The organism is Mongoliibacter ruber (assembly GCF_003003005.1).
GTDB classification, from domain to species: Bacteria; Bacteroidota; Bacteroidia; order Cytophagales; family Cyclobacteriaceae; genus Mongoliibacter; species Mongoliibacter ruber.
This window is the reverse complement of record NZ_PVTR01000007.1, coordinates 185,640-202,213: the sequence shown is the minus strand read 5'-3', so window position 1 is coordinate 202,213 and position 16,574 is coordinate 185,640. Positions and strand designations below refer to the sequence as shown.

Here is a 16,574-nt window from a genome sequence, read left to right as displayed (position 1 = left end):
TTTCAGCAATTAAGACTTTAAATTAGCCTGATTTAAAGTTTTCACTAAATCGACTAGACAGAATACTGCCTTGAACTTAATCCTCAGAACTTTACGCTATTCTATTCTTCTTTTAGTCTGTATAAGCATGACTTTGGAGGTCTTTGCCAAAATCTTTGCTGAAGAAGAAGTCCCACTTCAAAAATTCAAGGCCACGGGTGATTATGTACTTCAATTTTGGGACAATACCAATGGCCTCCCTCAAAATGCAGTTTATGCAATGGGTAAAGATAAGACTGGCTTTTTTTGGATTGCTACCGAGGAAGGCTTGGCAAGATTAGACGGGACCACCATCAAAGTATTCGATAAGGGCTCCTATCCTATCATGCTGGACCAGACTTATTATACTTTTTTTCATGGTAAAAGCGGTATTTGGGCTTCTTCTGATAGAAGCATCGCTCTCCTTGAAAAAACCATACTCAAAGTCATCGATTGTGAGCATATTGTTGAAGACTCCTGGATAAAAGCCATTTCTGAAGATGCCAATGGATACCTTTGGATAGGTACCCAAGATGGAAAAGTACACCTTTGGAAAAATGATCAATTTAATCAGCTTCCAAACTGGAAAATGGAAGTAGGAACAGAAACCCAAAGCCTTTTCCATATGGGAAATGGAGTCATGTTGATTGGCACCAATCGAGGTTTGTTTGCCTATAACTATCAAAACAACACTTACAGCCTTCTTACTGAGAGAAATGTAAATGCCAGTAAGGTATTGGTAGAGTCAGGGCGAATTTATATAGCCATTCCAGACAAGGGCTTATTCAGGCTCGAAGAAGATAAAAAACTGATTGAACTGATCTCCTTTGAAAAAGTCAAAGACATCAATTTTAATAGCCTTACAAAAGACGCAAATAACAATGTATGGGCAGGTTCAACAGAAAATGGCATCATCAAAATAAATGCTGTGGGTACTGAGCGCTATTATTTTGACGAAATCAAAAATTACACTGTAAGAAAAATCATCTATGATGGCGAAAACCTATACTTGGGAACCCATGGCAGGGGTTTGGTAATTGTAAAACCCGCTAGGGTGAGGCAAGCCAACCATCCTGAAATTCTGGAGACAAATGTAAAAGCGGTCTTCCAGGATGCCAACTCAAATAAATGGGTTGGAACCAAGTCAAATGGTATATTCAGAATAAAGGATGGAGAAATTTCCAATATCAATACTTCTGATGGATTATTGCTGAATTGGATCAACACTATAGGTGAAGATGCCGAAAATATCTACACCGGTACAACAGCGGGAGTTTCTGTTATTTCCAAAAATACATCCAAGGTCATCGGTAGAATAACGGAAGAAGAAGGCTTAAAAAGTAATTATGTCTATGCTGTCTATGAAGATTCAAAGGAAAGACTTTGGATCTTAACCCGTTATGGAGGCTTACATTATAGACCCAAAAATGGAAAATTGAAGTTAATTCAACTACCTGATCAATTTAGAAATACTAATTTCAATACCATCAAAGAACTGTCTAATGGAGATATTTTGGTGGGTTCGATGAATTACGGAGCATTTAGGATAGTTGATGGAGTCTTTCAAGAGAATATAGTGCTGCCGCTGAAACCAGGAGAAAATGTAATCTATTCGATACATGAAGACCTAGGTGGGGACTTGTGGTTTGGTACTCATGGAGGAATAGTCTTATATAGCCAAGGTAAATTCAATAGGATCACAAAAGAACATGGACTCAATTCCACTTCAGTGTTCAGCATTACGCATGACGGGAAATCAGGAATTTGGATCAGTAACAATTTTGGTGTTCAATACATCCCTGATTCAGAGTTAGAACGCTTCAAAACAACTGGAAAAGATAATTTTCAAGCAACCACTGTCACGTACAATAAAAGCCACGGAATGCCCAATTCAGAGACAAATGGATTGATTTTTCCATCCGCATTTAAAGATGATGAAGGCAAAATATGGATCCCCACAGTAGAAGGAGTTGGGATTATTGATCCATTGAATGTGGATTGGAAAGAAAATTCTGCAAATTTCCAATGGGATGAAATACTTTTTGCCGACAAAAAAATGGCATTAAAAGAAACCGAAATAATCATTCCGGCCGGGAACAGTAATTTTCAACTTTCATTTGCCAATATCGATTTTTATAACCCTGCGGAATTTGCTCTTTCTTACAAAATTGAACAACTCAACCAAGAATGGATCCCTATCAAAGACCAGAGAACACTTAGTTTTAATGGGTTAAAACCAGGAAATCATACTTTACTGGTTAGGGTTTTGAGAAACGGGAAAATGGATGGGATTCACAGGCTAGATATCAGCATAAAATCTTTCTTTTTCGAAACACTATGGTTCAAAATATTGGTGATATCTTTGTTTATTGTACTTGTATATTTTGTAATCCGATACACTGCCAAGGTCAAAATAGCAAGCTCTTTAGAACAATTGGTCAATCAACGAACATTAGAATTGAGTACTACCAATCACCGTCTGAAGGAAGCATTGGAAGAAATTGAATCACAAAATGTTACTTTAAAGGATATTACTTGGCAACAATCACACTTGGTAAGGGCACCACTCACCAAGGCATTGGGTCTAATCCATCTTTTGATCAATTACCCTAAGTACAAAGAAGTGGGAAAGAGCAAGGAAGAACTTGAAAGGGAAATTCTAAAAGCGCTTGAAGAGTTGGATGGAATTGTGAGGAATACGCATAGCAAATCGGAAAAATTCGTGAAGGATAAATGAAAAAAGGGATAAAAGTAATAGTTGTCGACGATGATCCCGGAGTGATTTTTTTACATAAAATTATTATTCGGGAATCTGGTCTTTGCAAGACACCGGAAAGTTTCGATGAAGCAAAAATAGCCTTGACTCACGTCTTAGACTTACAGAAGAATCAGGAAAACAAGATTTTGATTTTTCTGGATATTAATATGCCCTATATGAACGGTTGGGATTTTTTGAAAAAGCTTAGTCCTCAAGCAAATACAGATCAGATAAAGGTCATCATGGTCACCTCTTCGCTGTCTATTTCAGATCGGGAAAAAGCAAAAGCTTATAAAATGGTTTATGATTTTTTGGAAAAGCCTTTGATGGACACGCAATGCCATCAAATCAAAGAAAAGCTAAATGGCTGGGTAAACGATTGATTGGATTGAAAGCGCATTTTTTGTGCTTGACAAGTAAAGCCTTTCTTTGGAAAGCCTGATGAATCAAATCCATATGACAAAAGAAAATAAAAAAGACCCGACAATTCAATTGATTTGCCGGGTCTTTTATTGCTATGCCTCTATTTTTACTGAACCTCTTTCAATAGTTCTTCTACCGCTTTTTCCAATTGCTGATCTACGCCTTTGTCAATCTTACCTGGCATATTTTTCACTTGAAACTGTGGTTTGGTCTCATTGTTTTCCATCCAATTACCTGATTTGTCTTTTGCAGAAATAGGCACTATTCCCCATCTGCCACCATTTGGCAACATTTCCCATCCTGCGAATGAACAAGTTCCGGGAGTTGGCATTCCTACCGTCTTTCCGATTTTCAGGTCGGTGTAGCCACATGCAAAACAATGCCCATCTGAGTAATTGCCCTCATTGAACATAGCCAAGGTTGGCTTGGTCCATCTAAATGTTGGTTCATAACCTACATCCCTGTCTTCAGTAGCGTAAGTAATGAATTTCTCTCCTGTAAAGAACATAGCCAAATCAGCTACTAAATCTCCACCTCCATTAAATCTAGTATCCACAATCACACCTTCTCGATCATGATATTTACCCATCATCTCTTCATAGGTAGTTCTATATGGACCGTCAGACATGCCTGGAATATGGACATATCCCAATTTGCCTTCACTAAGGCTATCTACTTCAGCTTGGTTCTTTTTGACCCACCTTTTGTAAAGCAACCTATTTTCTTCTGCCAAGGTAATCGGCTTTACTGTAACCTGCTTTTTGTTATTATTGGCAGGATCTGTCAATTCCAATAAGGTAAACTTATCCGCTTTTCTATTTAAGAATCTTGCTATGTCAAATTCTTCAGTGATGAATTCACCATCGATGCTTTCAATCACCATTCCCTTACTGATATCCAAACCGGCTTTATCCAAGGGTCCATCTTTGATGATTTCCTTGATTTTGATCCCATTTCCAGTGTGACCATAATCCATAAAAATCCCCAAGGAAGCTGTGGCATCAGCCTCTGGTATGGAGCGGTTGTATGCAGCACCTGCGTGAGAAACATTCAGCTCCCCTATCATCTCAGATGCCATTTCGGCAAACTCATACCCATTACCGATGTATGGAAGGTATTTTTTGTAATCAGCTGTCAAAGAATCCCAGTCTACTCCGTGCATGTCTGAGGTATAAAAAGCACCTTTGGTTCGTATTTTAATATGTTCAAACATTTGCTCAAATTCAGACTCTTTGTCCAAACTCATTTCCCCTGCAATCTTCAGCTGCTCTCTTTTGCTGCCATTGTCTGTGATTTTGGAAATATTGCCACCTGAAAGCAAATAGAGGTTTTTCATATCCTTATCCCAGGAGAGGCTACCATAGCTTGCGTCAAGCTTGAGTTCCATTTTGGTTTCCTTTGTCCTCAGGTTGGTACTCCAGAGGTTCATTCCTTTTTCAAACCTGGCCAAGTAAAGCAGCTTTTCGCCCTCTTTGTCCAAGACAGCATCTCCCATCTCGGCAGAATGAATTGTCAATTTGGCTTTCCTTTCTCTCAGGTCTTCCCAGTCAATCTTGATTGGTTCTACTTTTTTGCTGTCTTCTTTTTTATCATCCTTATTTTCTTCGTCTTTTTTCCCGGCTTTTTCGACCTCCTTGAGTAAGTCAAAGTCTTCCTTACTCAACTTGAACTTGTCATAAGTTTCTTTGGAAAAAAACAAGGTGAACACATCATTTTGTGAGCCGCCACTTGTGGCAAAACTTTTCAACCCATCTCTATTCGAAAACCAGATCATCTGCTTTCCGTCATTTACCCATTTTGGACGGCTATCACCATAGCCACTTTGGGTCAAGTTGAGCATTTCTCTTTTTCCTTCAGCATCCAATAGCACCACTTCACCATTAGCCATGGTAGGTCTGTAGGCGGCTAATAGCCATTTGCTATCAGGACTCCATTCAAAAAACTGATCTCCATCTCTCATGTGAAAAAGATGCTCAGGTGTCATCAAAGTCACTTCAGACTTGGATGCAAGGTCCATTACCTTTAAAGTCCTTCTTCCTTCAATAAAGGCAAGTTTTTTCCCGTCAGGAGATAACTTAGGCAAGTAGCAATCTATGTCCTTGCTCACCAAAGGCTCTTCTTTTAACAGAGTGCTGGCGAAAAAGAAAGGTTCTTCCTTGTCTCTTACTTTGGTGGTTTTGAAAATCTGCCACCTTCCATCACGCTCTGAGGCATAAATCAAAGATTTGCCGTCAGGAGCAAATTCGACAAAGCTTTCCTGATGTGCTGTTTTTGTGATTCTTTTGGTCATAGAACCATCCACAGAGGTTACAAACACCTCTCCTCGGGCTATAAAAGCAATTTCTTTTCCATCAGGAGATATGGACATTTCTCTCACACCTCCATTGATACTGATGTAGCTATCAAGATTTGATCCAGCTTGTGTCCTGACAGTGACCTCTAATTTCTGAGGAGTTTGTCCATCTCGAAGGGTGTACAATTCTCCATCATAGGAAAAACTCATCAGGCCATTGTCAGCTATACTGAGAAACCTTACCGGAAAGTTTTCCAGTGAAGTCACAGCTGATTTTTGCTGTGGATTGTCTAAAGACATTTTGAAGACATTGTAACTCCCATTGGCCTCAGAAAGGTAAAACACTGTCTTGTCATCAGGAGCAAATACAGGATTTCTGTCTTCCCCTTCGAAATCAGTCAACATCTGATGGCTATCGCTGGCAACATCATACACCCACACATCCCTTGTAATGGCTGAGGTATGTTTTTTTCTCCAAGGATTTTCTCCTCCTTTTTTGTCGTGATAAATGAATTTGGTACCATCTGAGTTGACCTGAACAGCTTCTGCCGGAATCGTCCAAATTTGGTCTACCCTTCCGCCCTTAGCAGGCACTTTGTATAGTTCAGGTTGAGAACCTGTAGGATATTGTCTGTGCTCAGCCAAGTCTTGCCTTACCCCTCCAAATATGACTGATTGGTCATCTGAGGAAAATGAATATGGCATTTCATCATTGGAATGGAAGGTCAGACGTGTAGCCATTCCACCTTGTGCATCCATGACAAAAACATCAAAATTCCCATACCTATCAGAAGCAAAAGCCAGTTTACTGCCATCTTTGCTCCACACCGGCATAAAATCGTGGGCATCATGATAGGTCAGTTGAGTAGCCACCCCTCCATCACTTGGTATGGTAAATAAATTTCCTTTGTAGGTAAAAGCGATATTGCTACCGTCGGGTGATATGGCTGGGTAGCGAAGCCATTTGGGGTTTTCTTGTCCATAAGCGGACAAGATCATAAAGACCATCACAGTGGTCATCCATAACTTTAATCTCTGCATAAAATAATCATGTAGGTTTAGGCCTAAAAATAGGTAAAACCATTGTAAAGCCTTCTGTTTTTTTGTTGAAGGTGATCAAAATGACTATACATGTACGGAATGAATCCATTAAGTAATCTAAACTCTATAGTCTACCTGGATACTAATTGAAGCTAAGTGCTGATTGATACCAATCTGCCATCAAGTCGGTTTTACCTAAACAATCAATGAAACATAAAATTGAGCGTACAAATAAGAATATTGAATCCTCAGATTATTTATTGAGAAAATCAAAACCTCCAGCCTAACCTAAAATCAATATTTTCGGCCACATGCCCATGGACTTTCATGGACCCTCCTATAGAAAAGTTGGAGAAAAGTCTATAATGAAGGGTATACCTTTGATAAAACAATTGGTCTATGTAGCCAGCTGGCTTCTGAGTATACACGGCAAACCTTTGACTAAAATCCAGACGACCAAAGATGAAATGATGAGATACGAATGGTGAAGGCATCAATGCCTCCCACCTACTTTGGTCTACCTCAAGTGAAAAATCCTTAGTCATTTCTAAACCAAAGCCCAATGCATTGATTCTGGAAACAGGTTTGATTCTATCAAAAAGCAAAGAAATAGTAGGTAGTCTTCCAGATCTCCACTGCGCTTGCCTATGGGTAATTCCAGTTTCCAACAACCAAGACCAAGGTGAGGTAATGTCACGTTTGGGATAGTCAGGAAGGCTTGCCCTTTGCAAGTAATAGTTAACTCCTAAACCCAGCATAGGATAATTCATTCCTTTATTTGGTTTGCTCTGTCCTCCATTAGAAATATGGTTATAATGAAAGGTCATTTGGGCACTCCATTTTTCAGAGACATGATACTCAATTTTTGGGCTGACAAAAATCAAAAAACTTACAGGAGCACTAAAGAATGTATTTTCGGGATTGAAAGTAGGGTTATAGACGTTACTGAGATAACTCAAGCCAATTCCAGACATCAGGTTAAAACTCCAGCTTCTATTTTGCCAGAGTATAGGCTCAAAAGTAGCCGAAAGACTGGTGGCACTTCCCAACACTTCCCTGTTTGCAAAATCATGATGACTCAACTGCAGCCCTGTATAATAGAAACAATTACAATTTTCCCATTTTTTCTGACTGCTATTCATGTATTGGTAGTTGAGGGAAAATCCGTAAGGGAACGTCTGAGAGATGGGTTTGACACTTTGAGTGTGTGCTATGATAAAACCATAGCTTCCTTCCACACCTACCTTGTGAGTAGTCTGTGCAATCAGAAGGTGCTGAATAAATGCTGCTGCAATAAAAAGTAAAAGGTTTTTCATAATTTTCATTCAGTTTAAGCAATGCTAACTTTAAATCCTATTTAAAACTAAAATGATAGCCAAAACCCCAGCTCCCCCATACTTTGCGGTAATTTTTACCAGTATACGCAATAATGACGATGAAGATTATTTGGAAACAGCTTTACAAATGGAAAAGCTTGCAAGCCAATCTCCTGGCTATTTGGGCCATGAATCGGCTCGTGAAGAAATCGGCATTACAGTCAGTTATTGGGAAAATTTGGAATCTATCAAAAACTGGAAAGCCAACCTTAAGCATCAGGTTGCTCAGAAACTAGGGAAAGAAAAATGGTATAGTCAATACAAAACCAGAATCTGCATAGTTGAGAGAGACTATTCATTTGAGAATATGTAGCTTAGAAAAAAGTCCTCTGCTCCTTATATAATTTTAGTGCAATAAATTGTTAAATTTAATTTTCTCAAAACCCAAACCATATGAAAATTCTAGTTCCAACAGATTTCAGTGAAAATGCCAATAATGCTCTTGATTTTGCAACCGAAATTGCCAAAGTAGAAAAAGCTGAAATCACTATACTCTATGCTTTTTTCGCAGTATATGATTTTGCTGCACAAGCCACAGAAATCATCAGCAATATCGAACGTGATGCTAAAAATCAAATGCAGGAAATCTCCGACCGTCTAAAAAAACAAGGATTGACCATTGACTACAAGATCCTTCAGGGAAGTGTTGCCACGGCTGTGACATCATTTGCCTACAGAGAGGAATATGACCTGATTGTAATGGGAACTCAAGGCGCAAGTGGGATCAAAAAGGCACTAATCGGATCAAATACCAGCCATGTGATCAAGGACGCCATGACGACAGTCCTGGCTGTCCCAAATGATGCAGACCTCCCCTCCAAAAACAAAATCTGTGTGGGCCTCGAACTCCTAAATGAAACAGAAAAACAGTTTAAAAACCTGTTTACATTGACTTCTAAACTGGGGCTACCCTATGAATTTTTTCATATATGCAAAGAACTCTCTTTTGACAAATCAATAGAACTGAAAGGATTGGAGTCTTACTTAAAAGAAACCTATCCTCACATTCAGGCAAGTTTCGTCATTAGCAATGCTGATAACCCAGAAGAAGGAATGAGACTCCATTTAGAGAAAAATCCAAATTCCATTTTGGTTACATTCTCTAAAAACAAGACTTTCTATGAGTACTTGTTTAATAAAAGCACGAGCGTGGAAATGGCATACCACACTCATGTACCTTTATTGGTGATCAAATAATTTAAAATTCACCCAAACCAATATTCTATCAGGAAAGCCTGCTTTAAAAAAATATTTTCTTTCATATTTCAAGAAAAATTTAACTTAATTGAATATTATTTCAGTAACCTAAACTTTAAAAAATATGATTGAAAGAATTAGATTGAAAGCGGCTTTTCTACTAGTCTTTTTATTCTTTTCCGCCCCTTACCTATTTGCCCAAGAGTCCTCTCTTCTTTGGAAAGTTTCAGGAAATGGCCTAAAACATGATTCCTATGTCTTCGGAACCATTCATATTATTTGCGAAGAGCAATTTATGATGAATGAGCAAATTCTCTCAGCGCTTGAAAGTAGCGATAAACTCTTTTTGGAAATAGATATGGCTGATCCCGATCTAATGACAAAAATGTCTCAGGTCACTTTCAATGAAGGAATGCAAAATATTGGAGAATTTATAGAAGAAGAAAATAAAGAATTGATAGATGCTTTTTTTAAGGAGAAATTCGGTGCTGGCCTTAACCAATTAGGTGCAATGAAACCCTTTATGCTGAGCTCCTTAGTACTGACTCAAGTGATACTTTGCGACCAAAAAAGCAGCTATGAACAGTTTTTCATAGAGAAGGCCCAAAACTCAGGACTGGAAATCGCTGGTCTGGAAACCATAGAGTTTCAGGCTGGACTATTTGATCAAATCCCCTTAGAGGATCAAGTGAGTGATTTGATTGATATGATCAAAGACCTTGACAAAGGAGGAAGAGATTTTGATGAACTGGTAGCGGTTTACCTGACCGAAGATATTGAAAACATACATGACCATATCCTCGATTCCGAAATGTTTGCCAACCACGGTGACGCGCTTGTGTATGACAGGAACAAAACTTGGATTCCTCTAATAGAAGAAGCAATGGCAGAAAATCCGATCTTCGTGGCGGTTGGTTCTGGACATCTTGGCTCAGAAAAAGGAGTCATACACTTACTCAAAAAGCAAGGCTATCAGGTAGAACCTGTTTTGTATTGAACAATATAGTGTCCGAATCATTGATGAATTCGGACACTTTTTTTCCCAAAACAATTGTAAATCGATGTCGGTGCGCCTTTTTCGACTTGGCATCATTATCGGTTTCATTTTTACACCACCAAAAAAATCAAAGCATATGATTTTAAGTATTCAAAACCTGAAAAAGCAATATGGTAATGGCGTTCATGCGCTTAAAAATGTAAGTCTGGAAATCAAAACAGGAATGTTTGGCCTACTCGGACCAAATGGCGCAGGAAAGTCCTCCTTGATGAGAACTTTGGCCACGCTTCAGGAAGCCGACAGCGGTGAGGCTATACTTGGAGATATAGATGTCCTCAAAGATAAGGATAAAGTCCGCCGTGTTTTAGGATACCTACCACAGGAATTCGGGGTTTACCCGCGCACTTCAGCTGTAGAATTACTTCACCATTTGGCCATTCTTAAAGGCTTTGACGAGAAAAAGAAAAGAGCTGAAATGGTGGACTACCTTTTACAAAAGGTCAACCTATTTGAACATCGTAAAAAGGCCGTCAGCTCCTACTCAGGAGGCATGAGACAGCGTTTCGGTATAGCTCAATGCCTGATTGGCAATCCTAAACTCGTTATAGTAGATGAACCTACTGCTGGGCTTGATCCCGGAGAGCGAAACAGGTTCTACAACATACTCAGTGAAATCGGGGAGCAGACAATCGTCATCCTTTCTACCCATATTGTACAGGATGTCAGGGAGCTGTGCAATGATATGGCCATTATGGATGAGGGCGAAGTCCTGTACTCTGGCACTACAGATGATGCCTTAGCTTTGATCAGGGATAAGGTTTTTGCAAAAAAAGTAAATAAAGAAGAACTTACGCAATACCAACAGGACTATAGGGTTATCAGTAATAAGCTCGTAGGTGGCAAACCACAGATTCATGTCTTTTCTGAAAGTCCACTCAATTCTGGTTTTGCGAAAGCAGAAGAAACACTGGAAGATGTATTTTTCGCCAAACTCAACCAATTGATCTAAAGCCAGAGACTATGTGGAAGTTTATAAGACATGAATTGAAATACTGGTTGGGAGCACCAATGCTTTGGATATTCCTGATCATTGTAAGTTTGTTGGTTTTTGGAGCAGTTTCATCTGATCAAGTTTCTATAGGTGGTGGTGTAGGCTCAGTTTATAAAAATGCTCCCTCTGTCATCCAATCCTATTATGGTGTAATGTCATTGCTCTGCTTGTTGATGACAACAGCTTTTATGAATGCCTCTGCTAACAGAGACTTCAGTACAGGCATGCATCAGTTTGTTTTTTCCTCTCCTATCAAGAAAAGTGACTATTTCTTCGGGAAGTTTTTGGGAGCCTTACTGATCTCTATGATACCACTACTTGGAGTTTCCATAGGATCATTGATTGGCCCTTTGATGCCCTGGGTGCAGCCAGAGCGCTATGGCCCTGTAATCTGGAATGGTCATCTCTATGGCATCTTGGGATTTGCCATTCCCAATACCATTATAGCAGGGTCAATATTGTATAGTTTGGCAGTGGTATTCAGGAGTAATATCGTATCCTTTGTAGGAGCCATGTTGATTTTGGTATTTTACGTGGTCGGACAAGGATTTACCGCAGACTTGGAAAAAGAATGGCTGGCCAATATCCTTGATCCATTCGGTTTTCAACCATTAAGCACCCTTTCCAAGTATGCTACGATTGAAGAAAAATACTTGAGTGCTACTCCATTGGCAGGACAGTTTTTGATCAATAGAATGATATGGGTGGGATTGAGTTTGGTCCTGCTATTATTTATGTTTTCCAAGTTTTCTTTCAATACTAAAAAGGAAAAAGTCAAAAAAGGGAAAAAAGCACAGAATGAAAAAATAGAACATTATTCACTTACAGAGGTACAGAGTTTTGAACTACCTGAAAATAAAGGATTCAGTTGGTCTGCTTTTTGGCATATGATCAAATTTGAAACCAAAGCTATTATCCGAAACCAGACTTTTATCATTATAGTGATTATTGGCATGATCAATTTGATTGCCAGTCTGACAAGTTTTACCAGCAGCTATGGCACATCCACCTATCCTGTCACCTATGATGTGGTGGATTATATCAGGGGTTCATTTTACCTCTTTTTGATCGGTATTATCACTTTTTATTCAGGAGTTCTGGTATGGAAAGAAAGAGATGCCAAGATTTCAGAGATTCAGGATGCTACTCCGGCAAGGACAGGGATGCTGTTCTCTTCCAAGCTCATCGCCATGCTTACCAGTATTTTTGCTGTATTGTGCTGTACAATACTGATAGGTGTAATCACACAGCTATTCTATGGTTATACCAAGTTTGAGCTGGGTGTATATGCACAAAGTTTATTGGTTTTGGATATGTTTCAGTTTGGTTATCTGGTGATCATTGCCTTGCTCTTTCATTACCTGATCAACAACAGGTATATCGCATACTTTGCCTTTGTGGCCTTCATCATAGTGAATGAGTTTCTATGGTCAGTCCTGGAAATCAGCTCCAACATGTTGGAATTTGGTGGCATTCCAAGCGCAATCTACTCAGATATGAATGGATATGGCCCTTTTATTCCGGGATTAGTTTGGTTTAATATGTACTGGACACTGTTCTGCTTGATTTTAGCTATTGTCATATACGCCTTTTATGTGCGAGGCAAAGAGACAGACTTTCGGACCCGAAGTAAGTTTGCTCTACAACGCCTGAAAAGCAAAAGTGGAGTATTATTGGTGTTTACCTTCCTCTTTTTAGGCTGTGCGGCTTTTGTATATTACAACACCAAGGTAATCAATACTTACTTCAGTCCTAAAGAACTGGAAAACAGACGTAAGGAATACGAGCTTACCTATAAGCAATATCAGGATATGGCCCAGCCAAGATGGGTTAGCCTTAATTATGAAATAGACATCTTTCCTTATGAAAGAGATCTTTTTATCTCAGTGGATGCTTTGATCGTCAACAAATCAACAGAGTCTATTTCAGAAATTCATTTTGTAATGCCAACATTACCTGACACCTTTTCCATTGAAGTTCCGGGAATGCAATTGAAAACTGATGACAAAAGATTGAGGTACCGTATATATACATTGGACAAACCTATGATGCCAGGTGACACTTTGCCAGTGAAAATGGAAATGTCTACTATAAGCAAGGGATTTGAAAACCAGGTTTCTTTCACTTCTTTGACTCAAAATGGCACTTTTTTCAACAATTATGATGTAGTTCCCATTATTGGTTATGACAGTAGAAATGAGCTCAGTGATAAAAACAAGAGGACAAAATTGGATTTGCCTAAAAAACAAAGACTGGCTTCTTTGGACGAAAGTGATGAAATCAATCGTAGCAATACCTATATCACTCAAGACTCAGATTGGGTTGAAATGAAAACAATTATCAGTACTGCCCCTGATCAAATAGCAGTAGCTCCGGGATCATTAATAAGAGAATGGGAGGAGGATGACCGCCGGTATTTTGAATACCAAATGGATCATCAGTCCATCAATTTCTACTCTTTTATTTCTGCAAAGTATGAGGTCGCACGACAAAAGTGGAACGGAATTGATCTGGAAGTGTATTATATCCCGGGCCATGAATACAACGTACCCAATATGCTGAGAAGCATGGAAAAATCACTTGAATATTTCACTGAGAATTTTGGTCCTTATTACCATCAACAATGTAGGATAATCGAGTTCCCAAGATACTCCTCCTTCGCACAGGCTTTTCCCGGGACGATGCCATACAGCGAGGGTTTGGGTTTCATTCTTGATTTAAGAGAAGTGACTGAGGACGATATTGACCTTGTATATTATGTAGTGGCACATGAAATGGCACATCAATATTGGGCGCATCAACTGATCGGCGCACGGATGCGCGGAAGTGAAATGCTGAGTGAAAGTTTTGCACAGTATGCTGCCTTGATGGTCATGGAAGAAGAGTACGGCAGAGATAAAATGGTCAAATTTCTGAAGTATGAAATGAATTCATACCTAGCAGGAAGAAGTAATGAATATGAGGCAGAAAGACCTTTGATAGAAACCGAAAATCAAGGCTATATCCATTACCGCAAAGGATCTGTAGTGATGTACTACCTCAAAGAGATGATTGGGGAAGAAAATGTTAACCTGGCTTTACAAAAACTACTTGATTACTATGCTTATGAGGAGCCACTGTACCCCACTTCCTTGTCAGCTGTCAGGGCATTTAAGGAGGTGACACCGGACTCACTTCAATACCTCATAGAAGATCTTTTTGAGAATATCACCTTATTCTCCAATAGGATAATAGAAGCTTCTTATACCAAAGAAGGTGATGATTATTTGGTAACCCTGACCACAGAATCTCAGAAATTCAGGGCAGATTCAATGGGCAAGCAGACTGATATCCCTCTTGTAGATTTTATAGACATTGGGGTTTTTGCTCCCACAGATAATAAGAAGGTGTTTGGAAAGCCCTTGATATATGAAAGGGTGAAAATCACCCAGGCCGAAAATACCTTTACTTATCGGGTCAAAGAAGTCCCCCATCAGGCAGGAATTGACCCTTACAATTATTTGGTAGACCGTATGCCGAATGACAATGTCAAAAGGGTAAGTGAAAAGTAAAGCACTAAGCTCCGATATCAGATCGGAGCTTTTTTTCTTTTATGAGATACATTTCAATCTTTAGAAAGTTTAATCTCTTACCCTAGAGATGTATGTAAGTAATTACTATCATGAATTGTTCTTAAAGTCTAATCTTTCTTGATTTTTTTATAAAGCTACTTCCCCCCGAATCCAGATATTCTTATCGGGATGGGGCAGGCTATGATGAAAAAGTAGCGAATATCGATCGGAACTGGAATTTCGAACCCCTCGTAATTCTACGGGGTAGGCATATCAGTCCACCGAGACACCGCTGGCCTGTATGTCGTGATCATCTAGGCAGGCCAGGTCAAAATTCATCTTCCCCTGCGATCCCTGGTATAAAAGTCAGTTTAAAGTTGACTGTTTTACTAATCAGGCCCGATGTCCATATATCTGGAAACAAAAATTTTATTTCAATAAATCCTATTTTCCAATTTGTTCATTTACTGTCTCAATTGTAAAATCTATTTCTCAAAAGAAACTTTGATCTGAATAATTCCCCTTAATTTAAGGCCTGCAAAACTTTTGAATACTTAATGGGAAACATAAAAACTGTAAAAGCAGAAATATTGGCGATTGGAGATGAATTGCTTTATGGGCAGATAATCGATACCAATAGCCATTGGATTAGCCAAGAATTAGATAAAATTGGAGTTAAAGTGGTTCAGCGAACAACCGTTGGAGATAATAGGGAGGCTATCTTGGCCGCTTTTAAAGCAGCCGAACAGCGTGCTGATATCATCTTGATGACGGGAGGATTGGGACCTACCAATGATGACCTGACCAAACCATTACTGGCGGAGTACTTTGATTGCGAGATTAAGCTAGTCCCTGAGGCGCTAGAAGCTGTAAGGACTTTCTTTGAAAAAAGAGGCAGAGAACTAACTGATCTCAACAAATTTCAAGCACATCTTCCTACCAAATGTACCTATGTACCAAATGAGGTAGGTACAGCTCCCGGAATGTGGTTTGAAGAAAATGGTTCCGTATGGATGTCCATGCCTGGTGTACCCCATGAGATGAAAAAATTGATGGAAGATTTTGTCCTTCCTAAAGTAAAAGAAATTTTCCCCCTACCCATCATCTATCATAAAGTCATCAAAACTGTAGGAATCGGGGAAAGTTGGCTGGCAGACTTGTTGAAAGACTGGGAAAAAAACCTTCCCGAACACGTCAAACTTGCATACCTTCCTTCCCTTGGACAGGTAAAATTACGCTTGACTGCTTTTGGAGATGAACTGGAGAGTTTACAAAATGATGTCGAAAACCAAATAGAACTGGTTATGCCCATTATTGGCAAGTATGTTTTTGGTTACAACAAAGAAACTCTTGAGGAAGCGATTGGGAGAATGCTCAAACAGGCGGGAAAAAATGTAGCATTTGCAGAAAGCTGCTCTGGTGGTTATATTTCACATCTGATTACAACTATACCCGGAAGCTCCGAGTATTTTCAAGGAGGCTTGATTCCTTACCACAATCATTTTAAAAATAAGTTGTTGGGAGTAGATGAAGCTACTTTGGCAGAAAAAGGAGCTGTAAGTGAGGAAACAGTTATTCAAATGGCTGAAAATGTTAAGGGAATGTTTGAGTCTGATTTTGGCTTGGCAAGTTCAGGAATAGCAGGCCCTGGAGGTGGATGGGCTGAGAAACCTGTAGGGACAGTTTGGATAGCCTGTGCATCAGAGAGGGGGACTATCACCAAAAGACTTCAACTTACACAAGACCGAATGCTCAATATTCAGTTGACCGCTGTAGCAGTACTCAACATGTTGAGATTAGTCATTTCAGGAAAAACAGAATAAAAATGTTCCAAATCCATTTTGGATTGGCAGAAATAAAATTTAATTT

The 16,574-nt window shown here is 39.2% G+C and carries 10 protein-coding genes; 8 read left to right on the top strand and 2 right to left on the bottom strand.

Annotation, left to right across the window (positions count from 1 at the left end; all coding sequences use genetic code 11):
- Nucleotides 1-127 precede the first annotated feature (127 nt).
- Together CLW00_RS13080 and CLW00_RS13075 are read left to right on the top strand one after the other, a co-directional pair.
- Nucleotides 128-2,755, top strand: coding sequence for a ligand-binding sensor domain-containing protein (locus CLW00_RS13080; RefSeq protein ID WP_106134130.1), 2,628 nt, complete (start codon nucleotides 128-130; stop codon nucleotides 2,753-2,755).
- Nucleotides 2,752-3,159 carry a response regulator gene (locus CLW00_RS13075; RefSeq protein ID WP_106134129.1) on the top strand — a complete coding sequence of 136 codons (408 nt, stop codon included), beginning with the start codon at nucleotides 2,752-2,754 and terminating at the stop codon, nucleotides 3,157-3,159. Before CLW00_RS13080 ends, CLW00_RS13075 begins: the two co-directional genes overlap by 4 nt.
- 146 nt (nucleotides 3,160-3,305) lie before the next feature.
- On the opposite strand, the gene CLW00_RS13070 is transcribed toward CLW00_RS13075, so the two are convergent.
- Complete coding sequence (locus CLW00_RS13070; protein WP_106134128.1) at nucleotides 3,306-6,533, bottom strand: S41 family peptidase; 3,228 nt, start codon at nucleotides 6,531-6,533, stop codon at nucleotides 3,306-3,308.
- Between the two features lie 269 nt (nucleotides 6,534-6,802).
- Nucleotides 6,803-7,849: an acyloxyacyl hydrolase gene (locus tag CLW00_RS13065; RefSeq protein WP_106134248.1), complete on the bottom strand. Its 1,047-nt coding sequence runs from the start codon at nucleotides 7,847-7,849 to the stop codon at nucleotides 6,803-6,805.
- A gap of 52 nt (nucleotides 7,850-7,901) precedes the next feature.
- Here CLW00_RS13065 and CLW00_RS13060 point away from each other — a divergent pair, with 52 nt between their 5' ends.
- The 6 genes from CLW00_RS13060 (at nucleotide 7,902) to CLW00_RS13035 (ending at nucleotide 16,528) form a co-directional block, all read left to right on the top strand.
- Entirely contained in the window at nucleotides 7,902-8,222 is a 321-nt protein-coding gene (locus CLW00_RS13060; protein ID WP_106134127.1) for an antibiotic biosynthesis monooxygenase family protein, read from the top strand.
- An 80-nt stretch (nucleotides 8,223-8,302) separates the two neighbouring features.
- On the top strand, nucleotides 8,303-9,106 hold the full coding sequence (locus tag CLW00_RS13055) for a universal stress protein (protein ID WP_106134126.1): 804 nt from the start codon (nucleotides 8,303-8,305) through the stop codon (nucleotides 9,104-9,106).
- A 124-nt stretch (nucleotides 9,107-9,230) separates the two neighbouring features.
- Nucleotides 9,231-10,103 carry a TraB/GumN family protein gene (locus CLW00_RS13050; RefSeq protein ID WP_106134125.1) on the top strand — a complete coding sequence of 291 codons (873 nt, stop codon included), beginning with the start codon at nucleotides 9,231-9,233 and terminating at the stop codon, nucleotides 10,101-10,103.
- A gap of 136 nt (nucleotides 10,104-10,239) precedes the next feature.
- Nucleotides 10,240-11,112 (top strand): ABC transporter ATP-binding protein, encoded by an 873-nt coding sequence (locus CLW00_RS13045; RefSeq protein WP_106134247.1) that lies wholly within the window; start codon nucleotides 10,240-10,242, stop codon nucleotides 11,110-11,112.
- An 11-nt stretch (nucleotides 11,113-11,123) separates the two neighbouring features.
- Entirely contained in the window at nucleotides 11,124-14,705 is a 3,582-nt protein-coding gene (locus CLW00_RS13040; RefSeq protein WP_106134124.1) for an ABC transporter permease/M1 family aminopeptidase, read from the top strand.
- A 557-nt stretch (nucleotides 14,706-15,262) separates the two neighbouring features.
- Complete coding sequence (locus tag CLW00_RS13035; RefSeq protein ID WP_106134123.1) at nucleotides 15,263-16,528, top strand: competence/damage-inducible protein A; 1,266 nt, start codon at nucleotides 15,263-15,265, stop codon at nucleotides 16,526-16,528.
- Nucleotides 16,529-16,574 lie beyond the last annotated feature (46 nt).